22 protein-coding genes are annotated in these 23,005 nt (G+C 65.4%); 16 read left to right on the top strand and 6 right to left on the bottom strand.

The window, feature by feature from the left end; all coding sequences use genetic code 11:
- Nucleotides 1-5: 5 nt before the first annotated feature.
- Together uxuA and VGR99_RS32500 are read left to right on the top strand one after the other, a co-directional pair.
- Complete coding sequence (gene uxuA, locus VGR99_RS32505) at nucleotides 6-1,193, top strand: mannonate dehydratase (RefSeq protein WP_326904088.1); 1,188 nt, start codon at nucleotides 6-8, stop codon at nucleotides 1,191-1,193.
- A gap of 249 nt (nucleotides 1,194-1,442) precedes the next feature.
- The gene (locus VGR99_RS32500) at nucleotides 1,443-2,357 is read left to right on the top strand and encodes a lipase family protein (RefSeq protein WP_326904020.1); all 915 of its coding nucleotides are present in this window, start codon (nucleotides 1,443-1,445) and stop codon (nucleotides 2,355-2,357) included.
- 59 nt (nucleotides 2,358-2,416) lie between these two features.
- Here VGR99_RS32500 and VGR99_RS32495 read toward each other — a convergent pair whose 3' ends face one another.
- On the bottom strand, nucleotides 2,417-3,355 hold the full coding sequence (locus VGR99_RS32495) for a LysR family transcriptional regulator (protein ID WP_326904019.1): 939 nt from the start codon (nucleotides 3,353-3,355) through the stop codon (nucleotides 2,417-2,419).
- 212 nt (nucleotides 3,356-3,567) lie between these two features.
- Between VGR99_RS32495 and VGR99_RS32490 the strand changes: the two genes are divergently transcribed.
- From VGR99_RS32490 to VGR99_RS32465, 6 genes are all read left to right on the top strand, one after another.
- The gene (locus tag VGR99_RS32490) at nucleotides 3,568-4,647 is read left to right on the top strand and encodes an ABC transporter ATP-binding protein (protein WP_326904018.1); all 1,080 of its coding nucleotides are present in this window, start codon (nucleotides 3,568-3,570) and stop codon (nucleotides 4,645-4,647) included.
- Nucleotides 4,648-4,682: 35 nt separating this feature from the next.
- Nucleotides 4,683-5,399, top strand: a complete 717-nt coding sequence (locus VGR99_RS32485) for an HAD family hydrolase (RefSeq protein WP_326904017.1) — start codon at nucleotides 4,683-4,685, stop codon at nucleotides 5,397-5,399.
- A gap of 16 nt (nucleotides 5,400-5,415) precedes the next feature.
- Nucleotides 5,416-6,723, top strand: a complete 1,308-nt coding sequence (locus tag VGR99_RS32480) for an FAD-binding oxidoreductase (RefSeq protein ID WP_326904016.1) — start codon at nucleotides 5,416-5,418, stop codon at nucleotides 6,721-6,723.
- A gap of 22 nt (nucleotides 6,724-6,745) precedes the next feature.
- Nucleotides 6,746-7,792, top strand: a complete 1,047-nt coding sequence (locus tag VGR99_RS32475) for an ABC transporter substrate-binding protein (protein WP_326904015.1) — start codon at nucleotides 6,746-6,748, stop codon at nucleotides 7,790-7,792.
- Between the two features lie 72 nt (nucleotides 7,793-7,864).
- The gene (locus tag VGR99_RS32470) at nucleotides 7,865-8,677 is read left to right on the top strand and encodes an ABC transporter permease (RefSeq protein WP_326904087.1); all 813 of its coding nucleotides are present in this window, start codon (nucleotides 7,865-7,867) and stop codon (nucleotides 8,675-8,677) included.
- Nucleotides 8,674-9,459, top strand: coding sequence for an ABC transporter permease (locus tag VGR99_RS32465; RefSeq protein WP_326904014.1), 786 nt, complete (start codon nucleotides 8,674-8,676; stop codon nucleotides 9,457-9,459). Before VGR99_RS32470 ends, VGR99_RS32465 begins: the two co-directional genes overlap by 4 nt.
- A gap of 139 nt (nucleotides 9,460-9,598) precedes the next feature.
- Here the strand turns inward: VGR99_RS32465 and VGR99_RS32460 are convergent, their stop codons facing one another.
- Nucleotides 9,599-10,246: a TetR/AcrR family transcriptional regulator gene (locus VGR99_RS32460; protein ID WP_326904013.1), complete on the bottom strand. Its 648-nt coding sequence runs from the start codon at nucleotides 10,244-10,246 to the stop codon at nucleotides 9,599-9,601.
- 213 nt (nucleotides 10,247-10,459) lie between these two features.
- On the opposite strand from VGR99_RS32460, the gene VGR99_RS32455 reads away from it, so the two are divergent.
- The 3 genes from VGR99_RS32455 to VGR99_RS32445 all read left to right on the top strand — a co-directional run bounded on the left by VGR99_RS32455 (nucleotide 10,460) and on the right by VGR99_RS32445 (nucleotide 14,243).
- Entirely contained in the window at nucleotides 10,460-11,797 is a 1,338-nt protein-coding gene (locus VGR99_RS32455; RefSeq protein WP_326904012.1) for an MFS transporter, read from the top strand.
- A gap of 23 nt (nucleotides 11,798-11,820) precedes the next feature.
- On the top strand, nucleotides 11,821-13,326 hold the full coding sequence (locus VGR99_RS32450; RefSeq protein ID WP_326904011.1) for a carboxylesterase/lipase family protein: 1,506 nt from the start codon (nucleotides 11,821-11,823) through the stop codon (nucleotides 13,324-13,326).
- Between the two features lie 149 nt (nucleotides 13,327-13,475).
- Nucleotides 13,476-14,243 carry a metallophosphoesterase family protein gene (locus VGR99_RS32445; protein ID WP_326904010.1) on the top strand — a complete coding sequence of 256 codons (768 nt, stop codon included), beginning with the start codon at nucleotides 13,476-13,478 and terminating at the stop codon, nucleotides 14,241-14,243.
- Nucleotides 14,244-14,285: 42 nt separating this feature from the next.
- Here the strand turns inward: VGR99_RS32445 and VGR99_RS32440 are convergent, their stop codons facing one another.
- From VGR99_RS32440 to VGR99_RS32425, 4 genes are read right to left on the bottom strand one after another with little or no spacing between them, the layout of a single operon-like run.
- Nucleotides 14,286-15,014 carry an aspartate/glutamate racemase family protein gene (locus tag VGR99_RS32440; RefSeq protein ID WP_326904009.1) on the bottom strand — a complete coding sequence of 243 codons (729 nt, stop codon included), beginning with the start codon at nucleotides 15,012-15,014 and terminating at the stop codon, nucleotides 14,286-14,288.
- A gap of 35 nt (nucleotides 15,015-15,049) precedes the next feature.
- The gene (locus VGR99_RS32435; protein ID WP_326904008.1) at nucleotides 15,050-15,808 is read right to left on the bottom strand and encodes an amino acid ABC transporter ATP-binding protein; all 759 of its coding nucleotides are present in this window, start codon (nucleotides 15,806-15,808) and stop codon (nucleotides 15,050-15,052) included.
- Nucleotides 15,805-16,467: an amino acid ABC transporter permease gene (locus VGR99_RS32430; protein ID WP_326904007.1), complete on the bottom strand. Its 663-nt coding sequence runs from the start codon at nucleotides 16,465-16,467 to the stop codon at nucleotides 15,805-15,807. The genes VGR99_RS32435 and VGR99_RS32430 overlap by 4 nt, the downstream gene beginning before the upstream one ends.
- 6 nt (nucleotides 16,468-16,473) lie before the next feature.
- The gene (locus VGR99_RS32425; protein WP_326904006.1) at nucleotides 16,474-17,313 is read right to left on the bottom strand and encodes a transporter substrate-binding domain-containing protein; all 840 of its coding nucleotides are present in this window, start codon (nucleotides 17,311-17,313) and stop codon (nucleotides 16,474-16,476) included.
- 237 nt (nucleotides 17,314-17,550) lie between these two features.
- Between VGR99_RS32425 and VGR99_RS32420 the strand changes: the two genes are divergently transcribed.
- From VGR99_RS32420 to VGR99_RS32400, 5 genes are read left to right on the top strand one after another with little or no spacing between them, the layout of a single operon-like run.
- Entirely contained in the window at nucleotides 17,551-18,468 is a 918-nt protein-coding gene (locus tag VGR99_RS32420) for an NAD(P)-dependent oxidoreductase (RefSeq protein ID WP_326904005.1), read from the top strand.
- Between the two features lie 17 nt (nucleotides 18,469-18,485).
- Entirely contained in the window at nucleotides 18,486-18,839 is a 354-nt protein-coding gene (locus VGR99_RS32415) for a RidA family protein (protein WP_063689892.1), read from the top strand.
- A 10-nt stretch (nucleotides 18,840-18,849) separates the two neighbouring features.
- Nucleotides 18,850-20,076: a pyridoxal phosphate-dependent aminotransferase gene (locus tag VGR99_RS32410; protein WP_326904004.1), complete on the top strand. Its 1,227-nt coding sequence runs from the start codon at nucleotides 18,850-18,852 to the stop codon at nucleotides 20,074-20,076.
- Nucleotides 20,073-21,734 carry a thiamine pyrophosphate-binding protein gene (locus VGR99_RS32405; protein ID WP_326904003.1) on the top strand — a complete coding sequence of 554 codons (1,662 nt, stop codon included), beginning with the start codon at nucleotides 20,073-20,075 and terminating at the stop codon, nucleotides 21,732-21,734. The genes VGR99_RS32410 and VGR99_RS32405 overlap by 4 nt, the downstream gene beginning before the upstream one ends.
- 3 nt (nucleotides 21,735-21,737) lie before the next feature.
- Entirely contained in the window at nucleotides 21,738-23,003 is a 1,266-nt protein-coding gene (locus tag VGR99_RS32400) for an FAD-binding oxidoreductase (RefSeq protein WP_326904002.1), read from the top strand.
- Nucleotides 23,004-23,005: the final 2 nt, after the last annotated feature.

Genomic DNA, 23,005 nt, shown 5'->3' with positions numbered 1-23,005 from the left:
TTATGATGCTCGAGGGATGGCGCTGGTACGGGCCGGATGATCCGGTCTCGCTCGACGATGTCAGGCAGGCCGGGGCGAGCGATATCGTCTCGGCGCTGCATCAGGTGCCGATCGGCGAGGCCTGGACACGCAAGGCGGTCGAGGAGCGCAAGAACTTCATCGAGAACGGCCAGCCCGGCCGTTCGCAGCTGACCTGGTCGGTGGTGGAATCGATTCCGATCCCCGACGACGTCAAGCGGCTCGGCGGCAAGGCGACGAAGTCGATCGAAGCGTGGATCGCGAGCATGGAGGCGGTCGCGGCCTCCGGCATCAAGATCATCTGCTACAACTTCATGCCTGTCGTGGACTGGTGCCGCACCGATCTGGAATGGGAGCTGCCGAACGGCGCCCGCGCCATGCGTTTCGACCAGGACCGCTTTGCCGCGTTCGAGCTGCACATCCTCAAGCGGCCTGCCGCCGTACAGGAATATTCGCCCGAGCAGCAGGCGCGCGCGAAAGCACTGTTCGAGAAGATGAGCCAGGCGGATATCGACTATCTCGTCATGGTGATTGCCAGCGCATTGCCGGGATCGACCACCGAGCCGATGACCATCCCGCAATTCCGCGACCGGCTGGAGACCTACCGCGACATCACGCCAAAGATCCTGCGGCGGCATCTCGCCGAATTCCTCGCACGCGTGACGCCGGTCGCCGAGCAGCTCGGCGTCTCCCTGACCTTGCATCCGGACGATCCGCCGCGGTCGTTGTTCGGCCTGCCGCGCATTGCCTCGTCGGCCGACGACTACCAGGCGCTGTTCGACGCCGTGCCGTCGAAGGCCAACGGCATCTGCCTGTGCACGGGCTCGCTCGGCGTGCGCGCGGAGAACAACCTGCCTGACATGGCCGAACGCTTCGGCCCGCGCATCGCGTTTGCCCATCTGCGCGCGACCAAGCGCGAGGCCGACGGCCTGACGTTCTACGAGTCCGATCATCTCGACGGCGACGTCGACATGGTCGCCGTGCTGAAGGCGCTCTTGAAGGAGAACGCGCGCCGCGCGCCCGACAAGCAAATCGTGTTCCGTCCCGATCACGGCCACCGCATGCTCGACGACCTCGCCGCCACCAAGCGCACCAATCCGGGCTACACCGCGATCGGCCGCCTGCGCGGCCTCGCCGAGCTGCGCGGTGCGATCCGGGCGATCGAGCATCGGTGATCGGCTGGCCTCTCCCCGGTTCGGGGAGAGGTCGAGATCCATCCACATCGTCATTGCGAGCGTAGCGAAGCAATCCAGAATCCCTCCGCGGAAAGACTCTGGATTGCTTCGCTGCGCTCGCAATGACGTGGATAGAGCATAGCCCGGCGCTACTCGCCCAGATTGTCAAAAGTCCCGCCATATGCGAGGCTAGTTCCATTCCATTTCGATCCATGCAGTGCAGCCGCAAATTGTTTTTGGGAGCTGAACATGAGCAAGCTGGTCGAACTTCCTGTCGGTCAATACGACCGCAACGCCTTCGGGACATTCAACGAAGCTGCCACCGATTTCGATCTCGGCGTCGCGCGCGCGATGATGTGGATGTCGCAGCTCGCTTACGAGACCCATGTGCCCGATACGATCAGGCAGGTTGCGCCGCTCTGGAATCTGTCCGACGTCAAGCTTCTGATTCAGCCGGTGAGCACCACGCCCGAGCTGACGCACACGAGGGGCGTGATCGTTCGGCGGGACAGGGCGACGATCATCGCCTTCGCGGGCACCGACCCGGTTCACTTTCTGAACTGGCTGAATAACTTCACGCTCGGCAAGCCGGCTTCGCCGGTGCACGCAGGTTTCCGACAGGCTGCCGCGGCCGTCTGGGATGACGTCAAGACGGCGATCGCCACAGCGCTTGCCGACAACTCCCCCATCTTCATCACCGGGCACAGCCTGGGTGCGGCGATCGCGGTGAACATCGCCGATTTCGCACGTCTCGAACTTAAGCTGAAGGATAGGCAGATCTATCTGTACGGGTGCCCGCGCCCCGGCCGCGCCGAATTCGTGACGCCTTATAACGAGGCGTTCGGCAAGACGACCTACCGTCTGGTCAACGGCACCGACATCGTGCCGACGGTGCCGCCACCGCAGCTCGATTTTCTGCATGTCGGCCGCTATCTCGCGTGCGATCGGGCCGCGAAATTCGACGCCGACAGACTGACAGCCGATTTTGGCTCGAACGATCCGCGCGAAAATGCCAGCCTGCTCGCGCAGATCGTCAGTCTCCTCAAGGGGAGATCCATGAACACGCGATCGGACCTGATCGGCTTCCTCTCTTCCGTGCTGGTACCGCCGGGGATCGGCGATCATCTGCCGGACCGCTACTGCGCTGCGCTGACGCCGGATTAGATTTTAGTTTTGACGCGTTTTCTTCACGCGAACCGGTACCCACTTCGTTCGAAAACGCTCTAGTAGCACGCCGCCATCGCGCCGAGCTTCGGATAGAGTCGGTCGATCGCGGCGATCTCGCTATGCATCTGTGCGATGATCCAGTCGCGGATCTCGGCAGCGATCGGGCGCATCGGGCGGTTGCGCGGCGGCAGGAATTCGCAGATGCGGCGCGTGGTGGTGAGCCTGTCGGAAGCGGGCACCAGCGCGCCGGTGAGCAGCCAGTGCGAGGCGACCGTCAGCCAGCCGAGCGCGATGCCCTGGCCGAGCAGGGCGGCCTGCACCACGACCGCATAATCGGTGAAGCTCAGCCCCTTGGCCGCGCCGCGGCGGCCGGTGAGCAGCGAGGCGTAATCCGCGGCCCAGTCGCCCGGCGTCTCGGCGAGGCGGATGATGGTGTTGCCCTCGGCAGGATCGGTCTCGCCGAGATAGCCGGGGCTGCACATCGGCAGCATGACTTCCCTCATCACCAGCGTGCCGCCGGACGAGGGCTCGTCGCGGTCGCGAAAGCGCATGCCGAGATCGACATTCTCGACCGGCCCGCGCAGCGCGCCGGAGATGAGCTGGAAGCGGAGATCGACTTGCGGAAATTGCCGCTGCAGCTTGTCGATGCGTGGCATCAGCCAGTGCGTGGTGAAGGCGGAGGAGACCGACAGCGTCACCGTCTCGGTGCCCTTGCGGCGCCGCTCGATCTCGACGAGCCCGGTCTCGATGCTGCGGAAACCTTCGAGCACGCGGCGATACAGGAGCTCGCCTTCCTCGGTGAGCACCGCGCGGCCCGCGGTGCGGTCGAACAGGCGGACGCCGAGATGCTCCTCGAACTGGCCGAGCATGCGGCTCACTGCGGGCTGCGTGACGTTCAGTTCAGCGGCCGCCGCCGTGAAGCTGCCATTGCGCGCCGCTGCGTCGAAGACGAACAGGGCGTTGCTGGAGGGCAGCATCCGGCGGAGCTCAGGCATAACGCTATGTTATGGGCGCGGTGAGAATTTGGCAATTGCCGGATTTTGCCAAGTCTGGTGTCATTGGCATGACAGCCTAAACACAGGGCCTACGAGAGAAGATTTGGTGCAGCGCACGCCGCGCCTCTGAATGCTCCAAAGTCCTGTCTATAAAGCAGGCTTATGGCGCGCAGTGAGGCACGCCATTGCAGGGAACGAGGCGAGGTCGATCGTTGGACAAACGAGCGGAAAGCGTCGAGATCAGGTCGGCCAGCAAGGCCTACGGCGCCGTTCGCGCCCTCGATGATGTCTCGCTCAATGTCGGCGCCGGCGAATTCGTCTCGCTGCTCGGTCCCTCCGGCTCAGGCAAGACCACGCTGCTCGGTATCCTGGGCGGCTTCATCCTGCCGACCTCAGGCACTATTCTGTTCGGCGGCCGCGACGTCACCTACATGCCGCCGCACAAGCGCGACATCGGCGTCGTGTTCCAGAATTACGCGCTGTTCCCGCATATGAGCGTCGGCGAGAACGTCGCCTTTCCCTTGCGCGCGCGGCGCCTGCCGAAAGCGGGCTGGCCCGACAAGGTGCGCGCGGCGCTCTCGATGGTCGGCCTTGCCGGCTATGAAGAGCGCGGCATCGCGCAGCTCTCCGGCGGCCAGCGCCAGCGCGTGGCGCTGGCGCGCGCCATGATCTTCGAGCCGCAGCTGATCCTGATGGACGAGCCCCTCTCCGCGCTCGACAAGCAGCTGCGCGAGTCCATGCAGATCGAGCTGCGCGCGCTGCACCGGCGCATCGGCGCCACCATCATCTACGTCACCCATGACCAGCGCGAGGCGCTGACCATGAGCGACCGCGTCGCCGTGATGAAGGATGGCCGCCTGGTCCAGATCGACGAGCCCGAGCGGCTGCACGACCATCCCGCCGATTCCTTCGTCGCGAGCTTCATCGGTGAGGCGACGATGCTCCCCGTCCGCCGCGTCGATGCCTCCAGCGTCGCGCTCGGCAATGCGCTGCTGCGCAGCGCCCGCGCCATTCCCTCAGGCGATGCGCTGATGCTCGCCGTGCACAGCGAAAAGCTCTTGATCGACGACGGCGCGCAGGATGATGCCTGCAACCGCCTGACCGGGACGGTCACCGACATCGTCTACCAGGGCGAGAGCCTGCGCATCTTCCTGGCGCTCGCCGACGGCATCGCGCTCAGCCTGCGCCAGCCAAGCTATCACCAGGCCTATAGCCGCATCCCGCCGCTCGGCGGCAGCCTCACCGTCACCCTTCATCCCGAGGACACCATCGTCGTGCCCCGGGTGGACTGAACTTCAGCCTTGTCCAACCGAGAGAAGAAACTGATATGTCGACCCAAGCCGCTTTCAGCAATTTCAAGGTTCTCACCTTCGACGTCGTCGGGACCTTGATCGATTTCGAGACCGGCGTGCTCTCAGCGGTGCGCAAGATCTCGGGCAAAACGCCGGCCGAACTCAGCGACGAGCAGATCTTCGAGCCCTACAAGCGCGGCCGCGACAAGCACTATGAGCGCTCCAGCGAAGCGATGTTTCACGTCTACCGCCATCTCGCGACCGAGCTTGGGCTGCCCGCTGACGATGCGTCCTGCGACGTGTTCCAGCTCTCGGTGTTGCGCTGGGGGCCGTTCTCGGACTCGGTCGAGGCGCTCAAGCGCCTGCGCACGAAGTTCCGCCTGGTGGCGATGACCAACGCCGACCGCGTCGCGCTGTCGTGCTACGCGCACGCGCTCGGCAATCCCTTCGACGACACGGTGTGCGCCGACGAGACCGGCGTGGCAAAACCCAATCCGGAATTCTTCGCCTACAACAAGGGGCGCCAGTCGGCGTTCGGCTACAAGCAGTCCGACATTCTGCACGTCGCGCAGAGCCAGTACCACGACATCGGGATCGCGCGGAAGCTCGGCTACAAGGTGTGCTGGATCGAGCGCCGCCAGGGCATCGCCGGTTTCGGCGGCACGCCGGCGGTGGAGACGCTGACCAAGCCGGACTTCCACTTCCCGACGCTGAAGGCGCTCGCCGACGCCGCGATCGGGCCGGCGGCGTAAATCCGTGAGCGCGGGCATGACACGGGACTGGAGCGCGCTGCCATCGGTCAACTCGCTGTGGGCGGCTACGGCGGAGCCGGCGCGCGAGTTTCCCGTGCTGTCGGGCGAGCAACAGGCCGATGTGGTGATCATCGGGGCGGGCTATACCGGCCTCTCCGCCGCGCACCACATCGCCAAGGACGGCGCATCGCCCGTCGTGCTCGAAGCCAACCGCCCCGGCTGGGGTGCGAGCGGGCGCAATGGCGGCGTGATCACCGCGAAGCTTCGCCTCTCGTTCCGCGAGATCGATTCCGCGCATGGCCGCGCCATGGCCAAGCGCATGTACGAGATCGCGCATGAATCGACCGACATGGTCGAGGAGCTGGTGTCGGAGTTCGGTATCACCAGCGCGAACCTGACGCGCACCGGCCAGGTCAAGGCGGCGCATAACGAGACGACGCTGAAGGCCGCGATCGACGAAGCCAACTGGATGACGCGCGAGATGGGCTCCGCCGAGGTCCGTATCCTCGACAAGCATGGGGTGCGCGAGGAGACCGGCTCCGACATTTTTGTCGGCGGCGTGCTCAATCCCGGCTCCGGCGGCATCCATCCGCTGAATTATCTGCGCGGCCTTGCCGATGGTGTGGCACGTCGCGGCGTTCCGATCTTCCAGGAATCGCCGGTGATCAAGCTCCGGCGCGACAAGGACGGCATTATCGCCGAGACGCCGCGCGGCACGGTGCGCGCCAAGCAGGCGATCATCGCCACCAACAGCTATTCGGATCTCACCGAAGCGACCGCGCACATGCAGCGGATGCTGATCCCGTTCCGCAGCGCCATGGTCGCGACCGAGCAGCTGCCGCGCAATCTCGCGGGCAAATTGATGCCGACCGGGCGCACCTACACCGAGACCAAGCGCATGATGCGCTGGTTCCGCATGGTCGACAACCGCGTCATCTTCGGCGGCCGCGGCGCGTTCGGCAAGCAGGATTCGCAAGCCGCCTTCGACGCGCTGCGCAAGGCGATGGTCGGCATCTTTCCTGATTTGGCCGACGTCCCGCTCGCATACAAATGGTCGGGCCTCGTCGCCATGACGCTGGATTCGGTGCCGCATATCGGCCGGATCGACGATCGCACGCTGGTCTCGCTCGGCTACAACGGCGCAGGCGTTGCGATGTCGAGCCTGATGGGCCGCTATCTCGCCGCCTTCGTGCGCGGCGAGACGCCCGACGTCGGCCTGCTCGACGTCGGCCGCATGAAGGCGATCCCGTTCTATCCGCTGCGCGAGCCCGCCGTGCGCATGGTCGCCGGCTGGTACCAGTTTCTCGATGCGATCGGTCGGTGATATCTACTTGGAGGAGGCGAGGATGACGATGAAGCAGAGTTTGGGACTGGGCTGCGCGCTGCTGGGCGCAATCGGATTGAGCAGTGCGGCGAACGCCGCCGAGCAGATCACCTTCGTCTCGCAGGGCGGCGCCTATCAGCAGGCGCAGACGGTGGCGATCCTCGATCCCTCCGCCAAGAAGCTCGGCATCACCATCAACCAGGATTCCATTCCCGACGCCTGGCCCGCGATCAAGACGCAGGTCGGCAGCGGCAAGCCGATCTGGGACGTCGTCGACACCCCCACCGGCTATTGCCTGCGCGGCGGCGAGCAGGGGCTGATCGAGAAGCTCGACTTCTCCAAGATCCCGAACGCGGCGGCGATGCCGGAGGCGTATCGCAGTCCCTATTCGGTGTCCTACGAATTCTATTCCAGCGTGCTGGCCTACAGCCAGAAGACCTTCCCGAAGGACGCGCCGAACAGCTGGATCGATTTCTGGGACGTCAAGAAATTCCCCGGCCGCCGCGCCCTGCGCAACCATCCGATCGCGACGCTGGAGGCGGCGCTGATGGCCGACGGCGTCGCGCCCGACAAGCTCTACCCGCTCGACGTCGACCGCGCCTTCAAGAAGCTGGAGGAGATCAAGCCGCACATCACGGTGTGGTGGACCTCGGGCGCGCAGTCCGCGCAGCTCCTCAATGACGGCGAGGTCGACATGGAGATGGCCTGGAACGGCCGCGTCAGCGCCGTCGCGAAGGAAGGCGCCAAGGTGTCCTTCACCTACAACCAGGGCATCCTGCAGAGCACCTCGCTGTGCATCCTCAAGGGCGCGCCGAACCTGGAGACTGCGGTGAAGTTCCTCAATGAGGCCGTCGATCCCGTGCACCAGGCCAATCTGCCGCTCAACATCGATTACGGCCCGGGCAACCCGAAAGCATTCGAGACCAATGTGATCAAGCCCGAGCGTGCCGCACAGCTCCCCAGCGAACCCGCGAATGCGGCCAAGCAGGCGCTGATGTCCTACGCCTGGTGGTCCTCGCCCGCGGGCGAAGCCGCCGAGAAGCGCTGGGCGTCGTTCATGCAGAAGTAAGCGAGCGAGGCAGCGTTGACGACATCGGTGTCCGATCCATCGCAAAAGCATCAGCGCCGTGAGCACGGGCTGATGCTGGCGCTGGTGTCGCCGGCGCTGCTCGTGATCCTGCTCCTGATCGTGCTGCCGGTCGGTTGGCTCGCCTGGCAGTCGATCTACCATGACGGCTTTACGCTGGAGAACTACCGTCGCGTCTTCACCGAGGACATCTACTGGCGGAGTTTCGCGCTGACCTTCGAGATCAGCCTCGCGGTCACCGTGATCGCGCTGCTGCTCGGCTATCCCGTCGCCTATCTCGCCAATTCCGTGCCGAAGGGATGGAGCATCCTGATCCTGTCGCTGGTCGTGCTGCCATTCTGGACCAGCGTGCTGGTGCGCGCCTATGCCTGGCTGGCGCTGCTCCAGCGCACCGGCGTGATCAACCAGTTCCTGCGTTATCTCGATGTGATCTCCGAGCCGCTCGCGCTGGTCCACAACACGTTCGGCACGGTGGTCGCCACCGTGCACATCCTGCTGCCGTTCATGGTGCTGCCGCTCTATGCCACCATGCAGAAGATCCCGGGCGATCTGATGCAGGCCGGCGCCAGCCTGGGCGCAAGCCCGTCGCTGACGTTCTTCCGCGTCTTCCTGCCGCTGTCGCTGCCGGGCGTGCTCGCGGGCTGCACCATGGTGTTCGTGCTCTGCCTCGGCTTCTACATCACGCCGGAGCTGCTCGGCGGCGGCCGAACCGTGATGGTGTCGATGCTGGTGAGCCGCAACGTCGAACTCTACAACCAGTTCGGCGCGGCGAGCGCGGTCGCTGTCGTTCTGCTCCTCAGCGTGCTCGCGATCTTCTTCGTCGTCAGCCGCTTCATCTCGCTCGATCGCGTGTTGGGGCAGAAATGACGCGCATCTCGCCCGCCCGCATCGCCCTCTATGTGATCAGCACGCTGGTGCTGGTCTACCTGATCCTCCCCGTCTTGATCATCGCGCCGATCTCGTTCTCCAGCGCGCGCTTCCTCACCTTCCCGCCGCCGTCCTTCTCGCTGCGCTGGTACCAGCAATATTTCGCCAATCCGGCCTGGATGCAGGCGACGCGGGTGACGCTGACGGTCGCGCTGCTCACGGTCGTGATCGCAACGCCGTGCGGCGTTGCCGCCGCCTATGCTATCAGCCAGTCCAAGCTGCGCATCATGCGGGTGATTCACATGGCATTGCTGCTGCCGCTGGTGGTGCCGATCATCATCACCGCGGTCGGCATCTTCTTCGTCTACGCCAAGGTCGGCCTTGTCGCGACCATGCCCGGCCTCGTGCTGGCGAACGTGATGCTGGGCTTGCCCTATGTCGTCATCTCGGTGCTGGCGGGCCTGCAAAGCTTTGATCCCGCGCAGGAGATGGTGGCGCGCAGCCTCGGCATGAACCGCCTGCGCAGCTTCTTCGCGGTGACGCTGCCGCAGATCAAGTCGAGCGTCGTCGCCGGCGGCATCTTCGCTTTCATCTCGGCGATGGACGAGACCATCGTCGCGCTGTTCATCTCCGGCGGTCAGTATCAGCCACTGACGAAGCGCATGTTCACCGCGCTCCGCGACGAGATCGACCCGACGATTGCCGCGATCTCGACGCTGATGACGGCGGCCTCGTTCATGCTGGTGCTGCTGGCGAGCGCGCGGCAGAAGAAGGTCGGGTGAGGACCGGTAGCCCGGATGGAGCGAAGCGAAATCCGGGGCCGCTGGAACTCGTGGCAAGACCCCGGATTGCGCTTCGCTCCATCCGGGCTACGGACCGGCGCCAGGACGACACCGAATGTTTGGTGCGATCCTCAGCCCCTCACTTCGCGGCCAGCCACGCCAAGATCATCTCCACGATCTGCGTCCTGCTCTTCGCCAGCACCTTGGGCTCGCTGAGGTCGCGGTCGAACAGCGCACCAAACGTATGCCGGTTGGCAACGCGGAAGAAGCAGTAGGAGGAGATGGCGAGGTGAAGGTCGATGGCGTCGACGTCGTCGCGGAAGACGCCTTCGGTGTGGCCGCGCTTGAGGATGCCGTCGAGCGTTGCGATCACGCTGGCGTTGAGCTGGCGCAGTTGCAGATTCTGCTTCAGGTGCTTGCCGTGGTGGATGTTCTCGATTGAGACGAGGCGGATGAAGTTCGGGTTGCGCTCGTCATGGTCGAAGGTTGCCTCGATCAGCCGGCGCAGGCCCTCGCGGGCATCGCAGCCGGCGATGTCGAGCTGGTCCTCCAGCGCGCGGATGCTGCGATAGGCCTCCTCAAGCACCGCGAGGTAGAGCTGCTCCTTGCCGCCGAAATAGTAATAAATCATCCGCTTCGACGTGCGCGTGCGTGCCGCGATCGCATCGACGCGGGCTCCCGAATAGCCCTCCGACGCGAACTCGGCCATCGCCACTTCGAGGATGTCGCGCTTGGTGCGCTCAGGATCATTGGTGCGCTTGGATGGGGGCGGCATGCGCTCGAGCATCACTGTTTCTCCCGCCAGTTTCCACGGATCACCTTGAAGGTGAAGGCAAATTTCGCCCGTTTGGGCGTCGATCTAACGCGTATTGCACAAACGTACTAGTTCGTACATTATGGATTGAAACCACGGTTGCGGCAACCAAAAGCAAAAAGCGCGCGTGCGGCCGGACGGGCATGACGCGAAGCGCGACCGCCATCACACATGGGAGGAATTTTGATGAGCTTGACCTCAACAGCATCGCTGCACGCGCCGTCCAGCGCGGAAGCCACGCAAAACAAGCTGCCGAAGCGCGCCGCGCTGGTCAGCTTCGTCGGCAGCATGCTCGAATACTATGACTTCTTCATCTACGGCACCGCGGCGGCGCTGATCTTTCCAAAAGTGTTCTTTGCCAATGTCGATCCCGCGACCGGGACGCTGCTCGCGCTGCTCAGCTTCGGCATCGGCTATATCGCCCGTCCCGTCGGCGCCGTGATCCTCGGCCATTTCGGCGACCGCATCGGCCGCAAGACGGTGCTGCTGTTCACGTTGGTGGTGATGGGCGCCTCGACGCTGGCGATCGGCCTGTTGCCGGATGCCAAGACCATCGGCAATGCCGCACCCATCATCCTGACGCTGCTGCGCCTGTTGCAGGGCCTGTCGGCCGCCGGCGAGCAGAGCGGGGCGAACTCGCTGACGCTGGAGCATTCCGCCAATTCCAACCGCGCCTTCTTCACGAGCTGGACGTTGAGCGGCACCCAGGCGGGCGCGATCCTGGCGACGCTGGTGTTCATTCCCGTCGCCAGCATGCCGGAAGATCAATTGCTGAGCTGGGGCTGGCGCATTCCGTTCCTGCTCTCCGCGCTGGTGCTGCTGGTCGCCTATCTGGTGCGGCGGACCATGCCGGAAACGCCTGTGTTCGAAGACATCAAGGACAAGGCGCAGGTGGCGCGTTTCCCCGTCGTCGCGCTGCTGCGCGACTACTGGCCCGACGTGCTGCGCGTCATCGTCTGCGCGCTGATCGCGACCGTCAGCACCATGACCGCCGTGTTTGCGCTCGGCTATGCCACCAGCAAGTTCGGTGTCGCACGTCCGACCATGCTGTGGGCCGGCGTGCTCGGCAATGTCGTGGCGCTGTTCGCCCAGCCGCTCTGGGCCCTGCTCGCCGACAGGATCGGCCGCAAGCCAGTGTTTATCGGCGGCGTGCTCGGCTGCGCCGTGCTGCTGTTCCCCTATTTCATGCTGGTGACATCGGGCGACGCGACGGCGATCTTCGCCGCGGCGATTGGCCTTTACATCATCTACTCCGCACCCAACGCGATCTGGCCGTCGTTCTACGCGGAGATGTTCGAAGCGCGCGTGCGCTACTCCGGAACGGCGATCGGCACCCAGCTCGGCTTCCTCGCTGCCGGCTTCACGCCGCTGGTGAGCGCGAGCCTCGTCGGTGAAGGTCCGAACGGGTGGATCCCGGTTGCAATCTTCGTCGCCGGTTGCTGTGTCGCCTCGGCTGCGGCCGCATCGACCGCGCGCGAAACCCACAAGGTCGACATCGCCGATCTCGGCAAGCGGCGTGCTTGAGTACAAGACAGGACAACGATCGCATGCTGACCAACGCTGTTCCGACCACGCACGGCCCCGTCATCGGGGCCGAGCAGGGGGCCGTCCGCGCCTTCAAGGGCGTGCCGTTCGCAACCGCGCGGCGTTTCGCCAGGGCGACGCCGCCGCTCGCGTGGACCGAACCGCGGCGCTGCACGGACTACGGCGCCTACGCGCCGCAGCCCGGACACTTCGATCAGGCGGAGGAGTCCTGTCTCAGCCTGAACGTCTGGACGCCGGTCGGGGCTGATCGCCCGCTGCCCGTGCTGTTCTTCATCCATGGCGGCGCCTTCGTCACCGGCGGCGGCGCTGACTACGACGGCGCCTTCCTCGCCGCGCACGGCCCGGCCGTCATCGTCACCATCAACTATCGGCTCGGCCCGCTCGGATTCTTGCAACTGCATCGTCACGGATTGGGCGAAGCCAACAATCTCGCGCTCCAGGATTCGCTCGCCGCACTCGACTGGGTCCATGCCAATATCGCCAATTTCGGCGGCGATCCCGATCAGGTGACGCTGTCCGGCCAGTCGGCCGGAGCGTCGATGGTGATCGCACTCGCAACGCTGCCGCAGGCCAAGGGCAAGTTCGCCCGCGCGCTCGCACTGAGTGCGCCGGGTCGCAACATCATGAGCGCCGACCATGCCGACTACGTTGCGTGCAGCGTGCTCGACGAGCTCGGACTGGCGCAAGATGCCGGCGCCATCGCGGCCGTGCCGCTGCCAAGACTTTTCGCGGCGGTGGAGCGGGTCGGACGCAGGCTTGCGGAGGAGACAGAGTCAGGCACCGTGTTCGGGCCGGTGCTCGACGGCATCGTGATCTCGCGCGAGCCACGCGACGTGTTCGCCGACGGGACCTTGCGCGACATTCCGCTCTGGCTCGGCTCCTGCCGCGACGAGATGGTGATGTTCCTGAAGAGCACCCCGCCGGCCGCGATGATCCGCACCACCGAGCGGCAGGTGCGCATCACCTTGGGCGATGCGGGCTGGGAGCGCCTGCTGGCGTGCTACCGCGACACGGCGCGTCCCGACGAAGATCCCTACGAGGCGCTGCTGTCGGATGCGTTCTGGCACCGCCCGATGGCCGATCTCGCGCGGCTCCATGCTGCGGCCGGCGGCGCGGTGTGGCTGAGCCGGTTCGACCATCGCCCCGCGCTGGAGCCGTTCTTGTCGCAGGGGCCGACCCACGGCGCCGATAATGCCTGCCTGTGGGCGCATCTGCCTGACTTCATCGATCGTCCGATCCTCAAGCGCAAGGGTGGCCCGATGACGCCCGCCGATATCGATGTCGCGGCCCGCTTCCAGTCGAGCTTGCTGCGCTTCGTTAGGACGGGCATGCCTGATGTGACTGAGGCCTGGCCGCGCTTCGAGCTGGCCAGCGAGCCGCTCGCAATCTTCAGCCAGCCGTTCCATATTGTGCCGCTCAATGAGGGCGTGCGCGCTCGCCTGTGGGCGGAGCTGTCAGCGCAACGCGGCGCCCCGCAGGGGCCGGCCGTGCGCGTGAAGACCGGTTGATTGCGGCACCTTGGCCATGTAAATGTCGCTCCAGCGCCGATTTGATCCTCAGCTTGCGGGCGCTTCTAAAAATGCAGCTAAAGAGAACCGCTATTCCTGCATCGTCCCGCATTGCGTGAAGCGTCGGCCATCTCGAATGGAGAGGCCAAATGAAATTTGCTGCCATCGCGGACGTGCACGGAAATCGTCCGGCGCTTGAAGCCGTCCTTGCGGACATCGCCGCGCTCGGCATCGACGAGGTCGTCAATCTGGGTGACCATGTCAGCGGGCCGCTCGAGGCAGCCCGGACGGCGGAACTGCTGATGGAGCGAGGGTTTCCGTCAATACGGGGCGATCAGGATCGCATTCTCCTGGAGCTGCGGCAGGCCGGCACCTCGACGCGAAGCGACTTCCGAGAGCTCGAGCGCAAGCACTTCGAGTGGATGGCAAGCATGCCGTCGACGCTCACATATAAAGAGCGGGTGTTCCTGTGCCATGGATCGCCGCGGAATGATGCGGCTTTCTGGCTCGACCACATCGGCGGCGACGGCCGCGCGCATCCGAGCGCGATCGATTCGATCGAGGCAGGCGCCGAGGGGATCTGCGCCGAGATCATTCTGTGCGCACACACGCATATTCCTCGCATGGTGCGTCTGAGGGATGGCCGGCTGGTCGTGAATCCCGGCAGTGTTGGATTGCCCGGCTATGACGGGAAGGTGCCGGTGCCCTACGTGGTCGAGGTCGGCACGCCTCATGCCTGCTACGCAATACTGGAGCATGCCGGAGAAGGCTGGTCCGCGACGATCCGCTACGTGCCCTACGACACCACGGCCATGGCGGCACTGGCGCGCGCCAAGGGAATGCTGACCTGGGCGAGCGCGATCGCAACGGGTTGGGTGCAGCGGGAGGGGAAGCAGGTGCCGTCGGCCGTGCCCTAACGCGTCTCGTCGTGGTCGGCAATGAGGCGCCGCGGAGCTTGCTCAGCTCAGGAACGGCACCGGATTGGCCGCGCGATAGAAGAAGTTGATCAAGGTGTTGATGTCGAACACTGGCAAACCCGAGACGTCGGCGACGTCCTTCGAGAACGGGCACATGTTGGTGCATTCGAACAGGATCGCGCCGGGATTCTTGCAGGACGCCATGAAGGCTTGCGTCATCTCGATCATCTCGGCGCGCAGCACGTCGGTGTCCAGTTCCTCGCGGCCGAGAATGTAGGTCGCGGGGAATTGCGCGTCGGGCTTCATCCCCTGGACCTGAACCGGGATCTGCTCCTGCGACCAGCCGACGCCGCGGAAATGTCCGTCGTTCATGTGATGGCCGCGCTCGGTGAAGATGCCAATGACCTTGCCCGGCGGCAGCATGGCGTGGATCAGGGGCGCCTGGATCAGGCTCGAGGTGAACACCGGGATATTCACGGCGGCGGCGAGCTGCTTCTGGAACGGCGCGAGGAAGCCGCAACTGGTCGTGATGGCCTTGACGCCCTCCGATTCCAGCTCGCGCGCGGCCGTGATGAAGGGCTCGAGCAGGGCGGGATCTGGATGGTCGCCCATGATCTTGGTGGCGTGGGCGCCCCGCACGATCTTGTAGCGCACGGGAAAGTCATAAGAGCGCGCGTTGCCGATGTCACCGCGCGGGCGGGGAAATCGGGTGTCGAGCATCAGGATGCCGATGGTCTCGCCGTAATTCGTGAAGCCGCCGCGGAGTTTCATCACGTCTCTCCACCGATTTGGGGATGGCCGGGAGTTTAGTGCGTTTCGTGGAACCGGCTCAAGAACGCCTTCAGCCGTTCGCTGCGCGGCTGGCGGATGGTTTCTGCCGGCGTGCCGATCTCGGCCATGATGCCGTCGTTCATGAAGCCGACGCGGGTGGATACGTCGGCGGCGAACGCCATTTCGTGCGTCACCAGCACCATGGTCATGCCTTCCGCGGCAAGGCTGCGGATCACGGAGAGAACTTCGCCGACGAGCTCGGGATCGAGCGCCGAGGTCGGCTCGTCGAACAGCATGACGTCGGGCTTCATCGCAAGCGCGCGGGCGATGGCGACGCGCTGCTTCTGGCCGCCGGAGAGGCGGCTCGGGAAAGCATCGGCCTTGTCGGCGAGGCCGACCTTGGCGAGCAAATCGCGGCCGAGGTCGTTGGCCTCGTTTTGCGCCATGCCCTTCACCTGCACCGGCCCTTCGGTGACGTTGCCGAGCACCGACATGTGCGGGAACAGATTGAAGTGCTGGAACACCATGCCGACGCTGCGGCGAAGCAGCGCGAGCTGCGCATCGCCGGCGGCGCGCATGCCTTTGCCGAAGGCGAATTTGTGCGTGCCGATCGCAAGCTCGCCCTGCTGCGGCATTTCGAGCAAATTCAGGCAGCGCAGGAAGGTGGACTTGCCGGAGCCGGAGGCGCCGATCAAAGTGACGACCTCGCCGCGGGCGACCGAGAGCGAGACGCCCTTGAGCACCTCGTGGTCGCCGAACGCCTTGTGGATATTGTCGGCGATCAAAGCGCTCATCGATGCGCTCCCATCTTCAGCTCGACCCTGTCAGCGACCAGCGTCAGCGGGAACAGCACGACGAAATAGAGCACGGCGATCGTGGTGTAGACTTCGAGCGGCTTGTAGCTCGACGCGGTGATGACAGTGCCCTGGTAGAGGAGATCACCGACCGCGACCACCGACACCAGCGAGGTGTTTTTCAACTGCATGATGGTCTGGTTGATGAAGGAGGGGATCATCACCTGCGTTGCCTGCGGCAGCACGATGCGGCGAAAGATCTTGCCGCGCCGCATGCCGATGGCGCGGCCGGCTTCCCACTGGCCGGTGTCGACGGCCTCGATGCCGCCGCGGAATATCTCCGCGTAGAACGAGCCGGCATAGAGCGACAGCGCGATGAAGCAGGCCATCGCCGGTGACATGTCGACGCCGATCAGCACGGGCAGGGCGTAGTAGACCCAGATCAACTGCACCAGCAGCGGCGTGCAGCGGAACACCTCGATATAGAGACGCAACGGCACCGTGACCCAGCGCGGTGCCGTCGTGCGCAAAATACCGACGAACAGTCCGATCACGAGACCCGCGATCACCGTGGCCACCGTGTAATACACGGTGACCAGGAGCCCCTGCCAGATCAGGCCCCAATACGGCTTGAGCGCCGCGAAGTCCCAGACATACATGATCGATCAGAACTGCACTTCGGGCGGGAGATCGTCGGCGGTGAGGCCGACGGCTTCGAAGCCTTTGAGCATCCATTCGCGGGTCTGGCCCATCGAGCGGTTGTAGTCGGCCCAGGCGCTGAGGAAGTCCTTGTAGCGGCGGTCGCTCTCGGCGCGGATGCCCATGTTGGTCGGCAGCGTCAGCAGCGGGCGCGGGATCGCGAGATCGCCGAGGTTCGGGTTCTTCTTCAGGGTCGAGACCGAGAGAACGGCCAGCGAGACGTTGCAGTCGGCGCGGCCGGTCGCGACCGCAAGGATCGCCTCGTCGCGGTTCTTGAAGCCGAGGATGTTGGCCTTCGGACAATAGCGGCGCGCGATGGTCTCGTGGGTCGAGCCGATATCGACGGCGATCTTGACTTCGGGCTTGTTGAGCTCGGCCCAGGTCTGCGGCTTGGCAAAGCCCTTCTTGGTGATGACGGTGAAGGAGTGCACCAGGATCGGGGTCGAGAAGTCGATGACGAGGGCGCGCTCCGGCGTCGGGTTCACGGCGAAGGCGAGGTCGACCTTGTCGGCCTGGAGGTCGAGGATCTGGTTGCCCCAGGTCGATTCCAGGGTCTCGAGCTTGGCGCCCAGCTTGCCGGCGATGTCCTTGGCCATGTCGATGCAGGCGCCCGACCACTCGTTGGTGGCGAGGTCCTTATGGAAATAGGGCTCCTGTCCGACGATGACGGCGACGCGCAGCACGCCATTCTTCTTGATGCGGTCGAGCGTGGAGGTCGGCGCGGTGTCGGCCTTGGCCGAGCTGCTCACGGCGGCAATCGCTGCGCCCGCGAGCGCGACTTTGGTGAGAGCGTCCCTGCGATTCATGGTCTCTGTCTCCCTGGAATTTGGGTCGGATCGTGTCCGGCCTCTGGACTATTTCTGTATTCAGGATAAAATGCAATACGGTATTTCGATTTGCTGGCCATTTGGGCGGCAAGGCAGAAATGAGCCCAATATCTTGGCAGGATTGCGCAAAATTCCTGAGAGCCAGGGATTGCAAATCGCATTCAAGTCTGAATACAAGACTGAACGCAATATCAAAGTGTGCTGAAGGAGAGGCCTGTGCGCGCCCTATTCGTCGATGCGAACGAGACCCTGGCGGGGGTGACCGACAAGCTGCTGGCCTCGCAGAAGCTGCCGGTCAGCATCAATCGCAATCCCTCGATCAAGCCCGACGATCTGCCCGGCCTGCTCGGCGACGCCGAGATCATGATCGTGGACCACACCGCGGTGCCGACGCCGATCGCCGAGACGTGCAAGGCGCTCAAGCACGTCGTCTTCCTCGGCACCGGCGCGCGCAGCTACATGAATCCGGAGGAACTCGCCGAGCGCGGCATCTCCGTCCACACCATCAAGGGTTATGGCGATACGGCTGTTGCCGAATGCGCGATCGCGCTGATGTGGGCCTCGGCGCGAAACTTCGGCGAGATGGACCGCGGCATGCGCGAGGGCAACTGGCTGCGCCGTGACGCGATGCAGCTCACCGGCAAGACGCTCGGCCTGATCGGCTTCGGCGGCATCGCCGCGGAAGCCGCGCGCATGGCCGCGGGCTGCGGCATGAAGGTGATCGCCTGGAACAGGACGCCGAAGACGCATCCGGGCGTCGAGTTCGTCTCGCTGGAGAAGCTGCTGGCGGAGAGCCACGTGATCTCGCTGCATCTCCTGCTCAACGACGAGACCAAGGGATTCCTGTCGCGCGAGCGCATCGCGCAGATGCGCAAGGGCAGCATCCTGATCAACACCGCGCGCGGCGCTGTTGTCGACGAGGACGCGATGCTGGACGCGCTTCGCTCCGGTCACATCGCCCATGCCGGCCTCGACGTGTTCACCGTCGAGCCGCTGCCGGCCGGTCATCCCGTGACGAAGCTGCCGAACGTGACGCTGTCGGCGCATTCGGCGTTCCGCACGCCCGAGGCGAGCGACAATCTCATCGGCGCGGCGCTCGATCACTGCCGCCGCATCATCGCCACCGGCAAGTAAAGACATAAGGACATCCCATGTCGGATATCACCCGCATCGACCAGAACGCCCGCCGCAGCCGCGCCTCCGTGTTCGGCGATCTCGTTTTCCTCGCCGGCCAGGTGGCGGACACCAAGACCGCCGACATCACCCAGCAGACCAAGGAGGCGCTGGCGAAGGTCGACGACATGCTGGCGCGCGCCGGCACCGACAAGTCGCGCCTGCTCAGCGTGCAGGTCTGGCTCAAGACCATGGACGATTTCGACGCCATGAACGCGGTCTATGATGCCTGGGTCGTGCCCGGCAACACCCCGACCCGCGCCTGCGGCAAGGTCGAGCTCGCCGATCCCGCCTTCCGCATCGAAGTGATCGCGATCGCCGCGCGCAAGTAAGGGCTCGGCCGTGACTGTCCAGGCTCCCGCGTCTAACTTCCGCCCCGCCCGGCGCATCGGTGCGATCGGCGTGTCCGAGATCCTCAAGATCGGCGCGGTCGCGCAGCGGCTGAAGCGCGAGGGGCGGCCGGTGATCGTGCTGGGCGCCGGCGAGCCTGATTTCGACACGCCTGATCATGCCAAGGACGCCGCCGAGCGCGCCATTCGCGCCGGCCAGACCAAATACACCATCCTCGACGGCACGGTGGAATTGAAGGCGGCCATCGCCGAGAAATTCCGCCGCGAGAACGATCTCGTCTATGCCGCCGACGAGATCACCGCCGGCGCCGGCGCCAAGCAGGTGATCCACAACGCCTTCATGGCGACGCTTAGCCCCGGCGACGAGGTCATCCTCGCCGCGCCCTACTGGACCAGCTACGCCGATATGGTGCGCATCGCCGACGGCACGCCGGTGGACGTGCTCTGCCGCGAGGAGAACGGGTTTCGACTCGACGCCGCCGACCTCGAACGTGCGATCACGCCGAAGACGCGCTGGCTGCTCTTGAACTCGCCGTCCAATCCGACCGGCGCGGCCTATTCGGCGGCGCAGCTGCGCCCGATCCTCGACGTGCTCAAGCGCCATCCGCATGTCTGGCTGATGGCCGACGACATCTACGAGCACCTGATCTATGACGGCATGCCGTTCGTCACCGCGGCCGCGCTCGAGCCGAGCCTGAAATCGCGCACGCTGACCGTCAACGGCGTCTCCAAGGCCTATGCCATGACCGGCTGGCGCGTCGGCTATGGCGGCGGCCCGCGGGCATTGATCGCGGCGATGGCGGTGGTGCAGAGCCAGAGCACGACCAATCCGTCCTCGGTGAGCCAGGCCGCGGCGATCGCCGCGCTGACCGGGCCGCAGGACGTTCTCATCGAGCGCCGTGCGGCGTTCCAACGTCGCAGGGACATCGTGGTCGATGCGCTCAACGCCATCGACGGTGTCACCTGCCGCCGGCCGGAAGGCGCGTTTTACACCTATGCAAGCTGTGCCGGCCTGATCGGCCGCCGTACGCCCGATGGGACCGTCATCGACAACGATGCAGCGTTTTGCCGCTTCCTGCTGGAGAGGCATGACGTGGCCGTGGTGCCGGGCAGCTGTTTCGGCCTTGCACCTTATTTCCGCCTGTCCTACGCCACCTCGGAACAAAACTTGCGCGAGGCCGTGATGCGCATCGCCAAAGCCTGCAGGGAGCTGTCATGACCATTCGCAACACCCGCACCGGGGGCCAGATCCTGATCGATCAGCTGGTCGCCCAGGGCGTCGACCGCGTCACCTGCGTGCCGGGCGAAAGCTACCTCGCGGCGCTCGACGCGCTGCATGACAGCCCGATCGATGTGGTGATCTGCCGCGCCGAAGGCGGCGCCGCGATGATGGCGGAAGCCTATGGCAAGCTCACCGGCCGTCCCGGCGTCTGCTTCGTTACCCGCGGCCCCGGCGCCACCAATGCCAGCCATGGCGTCCACATCGCGATGCAGGACTCGACCCCGATGATCCTGTTCGTCGGCCAGGTCGACACCGGCATGCGCGAGCGTGAGGCGTTCCAGGAGCTCGACTACAAGGCGGTGTTCGGCCCCATGGCGAAATGGGCGGTCGAGATCGATCGCCCCGACCGCATTCCCGAGCTGGTCGCGCGCGCCTTCCGCGTCGCCATGCAGGGCCGCCCCGGTCCCGTGGTGATCGCGCTGCCGGAGAACATGCTGACCGAGACCGCCGCGGTCGCCGACGCCATGCGCATCGAGCCGGCCGTGAGCTGGCCCGCGCCCGCCGACATCGAGCAGGTCGGCGCGATGCTCGCCAGCGCCAAGGCGCCGCTCGTCATCCTCGGCGGCTCGCGCTGGACCGATGAATCCACCAAGAGCATCGCGCGCTTCGCCGAGCGGTTCGACCTTCCGGTCGCGACCTCGTTCCGCCGGGCGTCGCTGATCGATGCCGACCACTCGCATTATGCCGGCGATCTCGGTATCGGACCGAGCCCGGGCCTGAAGGCGCGTATCGACAACGCCGACGTCATCCTTCTCATCGGCGGCCGCATGTCGGAGATGCCGTCCTCGTCCTACACGCTACTCGACATCCCGACACCGAAGCAAAAGCTCATCCACGTGCATCCGGGTTCGGAAGAGCTCGGCCGCGTCTATCAGCCGGCGCTGGCGATCCAGGCGACGCCTGCCGCCTTCGCGGCCGCCGTCGATACGCTGAAGCCGGCTGGCGCCGTTGCCTGGAAGGGCGAGGCCGCCAAGGCGCATGCCGATTACCTCGCCTGGACCGACAAGGCGCGCGAGCTGCCGGGCACGTTCCAGTACGGTCAGGTCATGACCTGGCTGCGCGACCGCCTGCCGAAGGACGCGATCGTCTGCAACGGCGCCGGCAACTATGCCGGCTGGATCCATCGCCATCACCGCTTCCACAGCTTTGCATCGCAGCTCGCGCCGACCTCGGGCTCGATGGGTTATGGCGTGCCGGCGGGCGTGCTCGCCAAGCGCCAATATCCGGATCGCGTCGTCGTCGCGTTCGCCGGCGACGGCTGCTTCCTGATGAACGGCCAGGAATTCGCGACCGCCGTGCAGTACGACGCGCCGCTGGTCGTGATCGTGGTCGACAATTCGCAGTACGGCACCATCCGTATGCACCAGGAGCGCGACTATCCCGGTCGCGTGGTCGGTACCCAGCTGAAGAACCCCGACTTCGCGATGTACGCCAAGGCGTTCGGCGGTCATGGCGAGCGCGTCGAGCGCACCGAAGAGTTCGCGCCGGCGTTCGAGCGTGCGCTCGCCTCGGGCAAGCCGTCGATCCTCCACTGCATCATCGATTCCAGGGCGATCTCGGTCGGCAAGGATTTCACACCGGCGGCGAAGGCGTAAGCGATGTCGGAAGGCCGCCACGTCGCCATCATCGGAGCCGGCGCGGTCGGCGTGATCAGCGCCATCGAGGCGCTGCGCGAGGGCCATCGCGTCACGCTGATCGACGCGGGCGCGCCCGGTGGCGAGCAGGCGGCGAGCTACGGCAATGCCGGCTGGCTCTCCTCGCATTCGGTGATCCCGCCGGCTGAACCAGGCATCTGGAAGAAGGTGCCGGGCTATCTGATGGACCCGCTCGGCCCGCTCGCGATCCGCTGGTCTTATCTGCCGAAGGCGCTGCCCTGGCTGATCAAGTATCTGCTGTCGGGCTGGACCGAGGCGCGGGTCGAGAAGACCGCGTTTGCACTGCGCGACCTGCTGAAGGACGCGCCGCTGCTGCACCGGAAGCTCGCGGAAGAGGCGGGCGTGCCTGATTTGGTCGAGCGCAACGGCGTGATGCATGTGTTCCCGTCGCGCGGCAATTTCGACAACGATCTCGGCTGGCGTCTGCGCAAGAAGGTCGGCGTCGAATGGATGGAGCTGAGCGCCGACGAGATGCGCCAGCGCGAGCCCGACCTGCATCCGCGCTACACCTTCGGCGTGGTGGTGGAAGAGGCCGGCCGCTGCCGCGATCCCGGCGCCTACGTCGCAGCGCTTGCCCAGCATGCGCTGGCGAGCGGTGCCAAGCTCGTCCATGCGAGGGCGACCGGGCTGAAGCTGTCCGGCAACAGGCTCGACGCCGTCATCACCGAGACCGGCGTCATTCCCTGCGACGCCGCGGTCGTTGCCGCCGGCGCGCATTCGAAGCGGCTCACCGCATCGGTCGGCGATCCACTGCCGCTCGAGACCGAGCGCGGCTATCACGTCATGATCGAGAATCCGGAATCAGGTCCGCGCAGCTCGATGATGGCATCTGACGCAAAAATGGTGGTGAACTGGACCGACAAGGGCCTGCGCGCCGCCGGCACGGTCGAGATCGCCGGTCTTGAAGCCGCGCCGAACTGGAAGCGCGCCGAGATCCTGCGCAACAACCTGCTCAGCATGTTCCCGAAACTGCCGAAGGACATTCCGGCCTCGCGCATCAAAACCTGGTTCGGTCATCGCCCGAGCATGCCGGACGGTCTTCCCTGCATCGGTCATGCACGCGCCTCGCGCGACATCGTCTATGCGTTCGGCCACGGTCACGTCGGCTTGGTCGGCTCGGCCCGCACCGGCCGTCTCGTCGCCCAGCTCCTGAGCGGCAAGCAGCCTGAAATTCCGCTCGCGCCGTTCTCTCCCAATCGCTTCCTCTGAGA

The sequence above is a fragment of the Bradyrhizobium sp. genome (assembly GCF_035935975.1).
GTDB lineage: Bacteria > Pseudomonadota > Alphaproteobacteria > Rhizobiales > Xanthobacteraceae > Bradyrhizobium.
The sequence above is the reverse complement of the archived record's forward strand: the minus strand, read 5'-3'. Positions and strand labels throughout refer to the sequence as shown.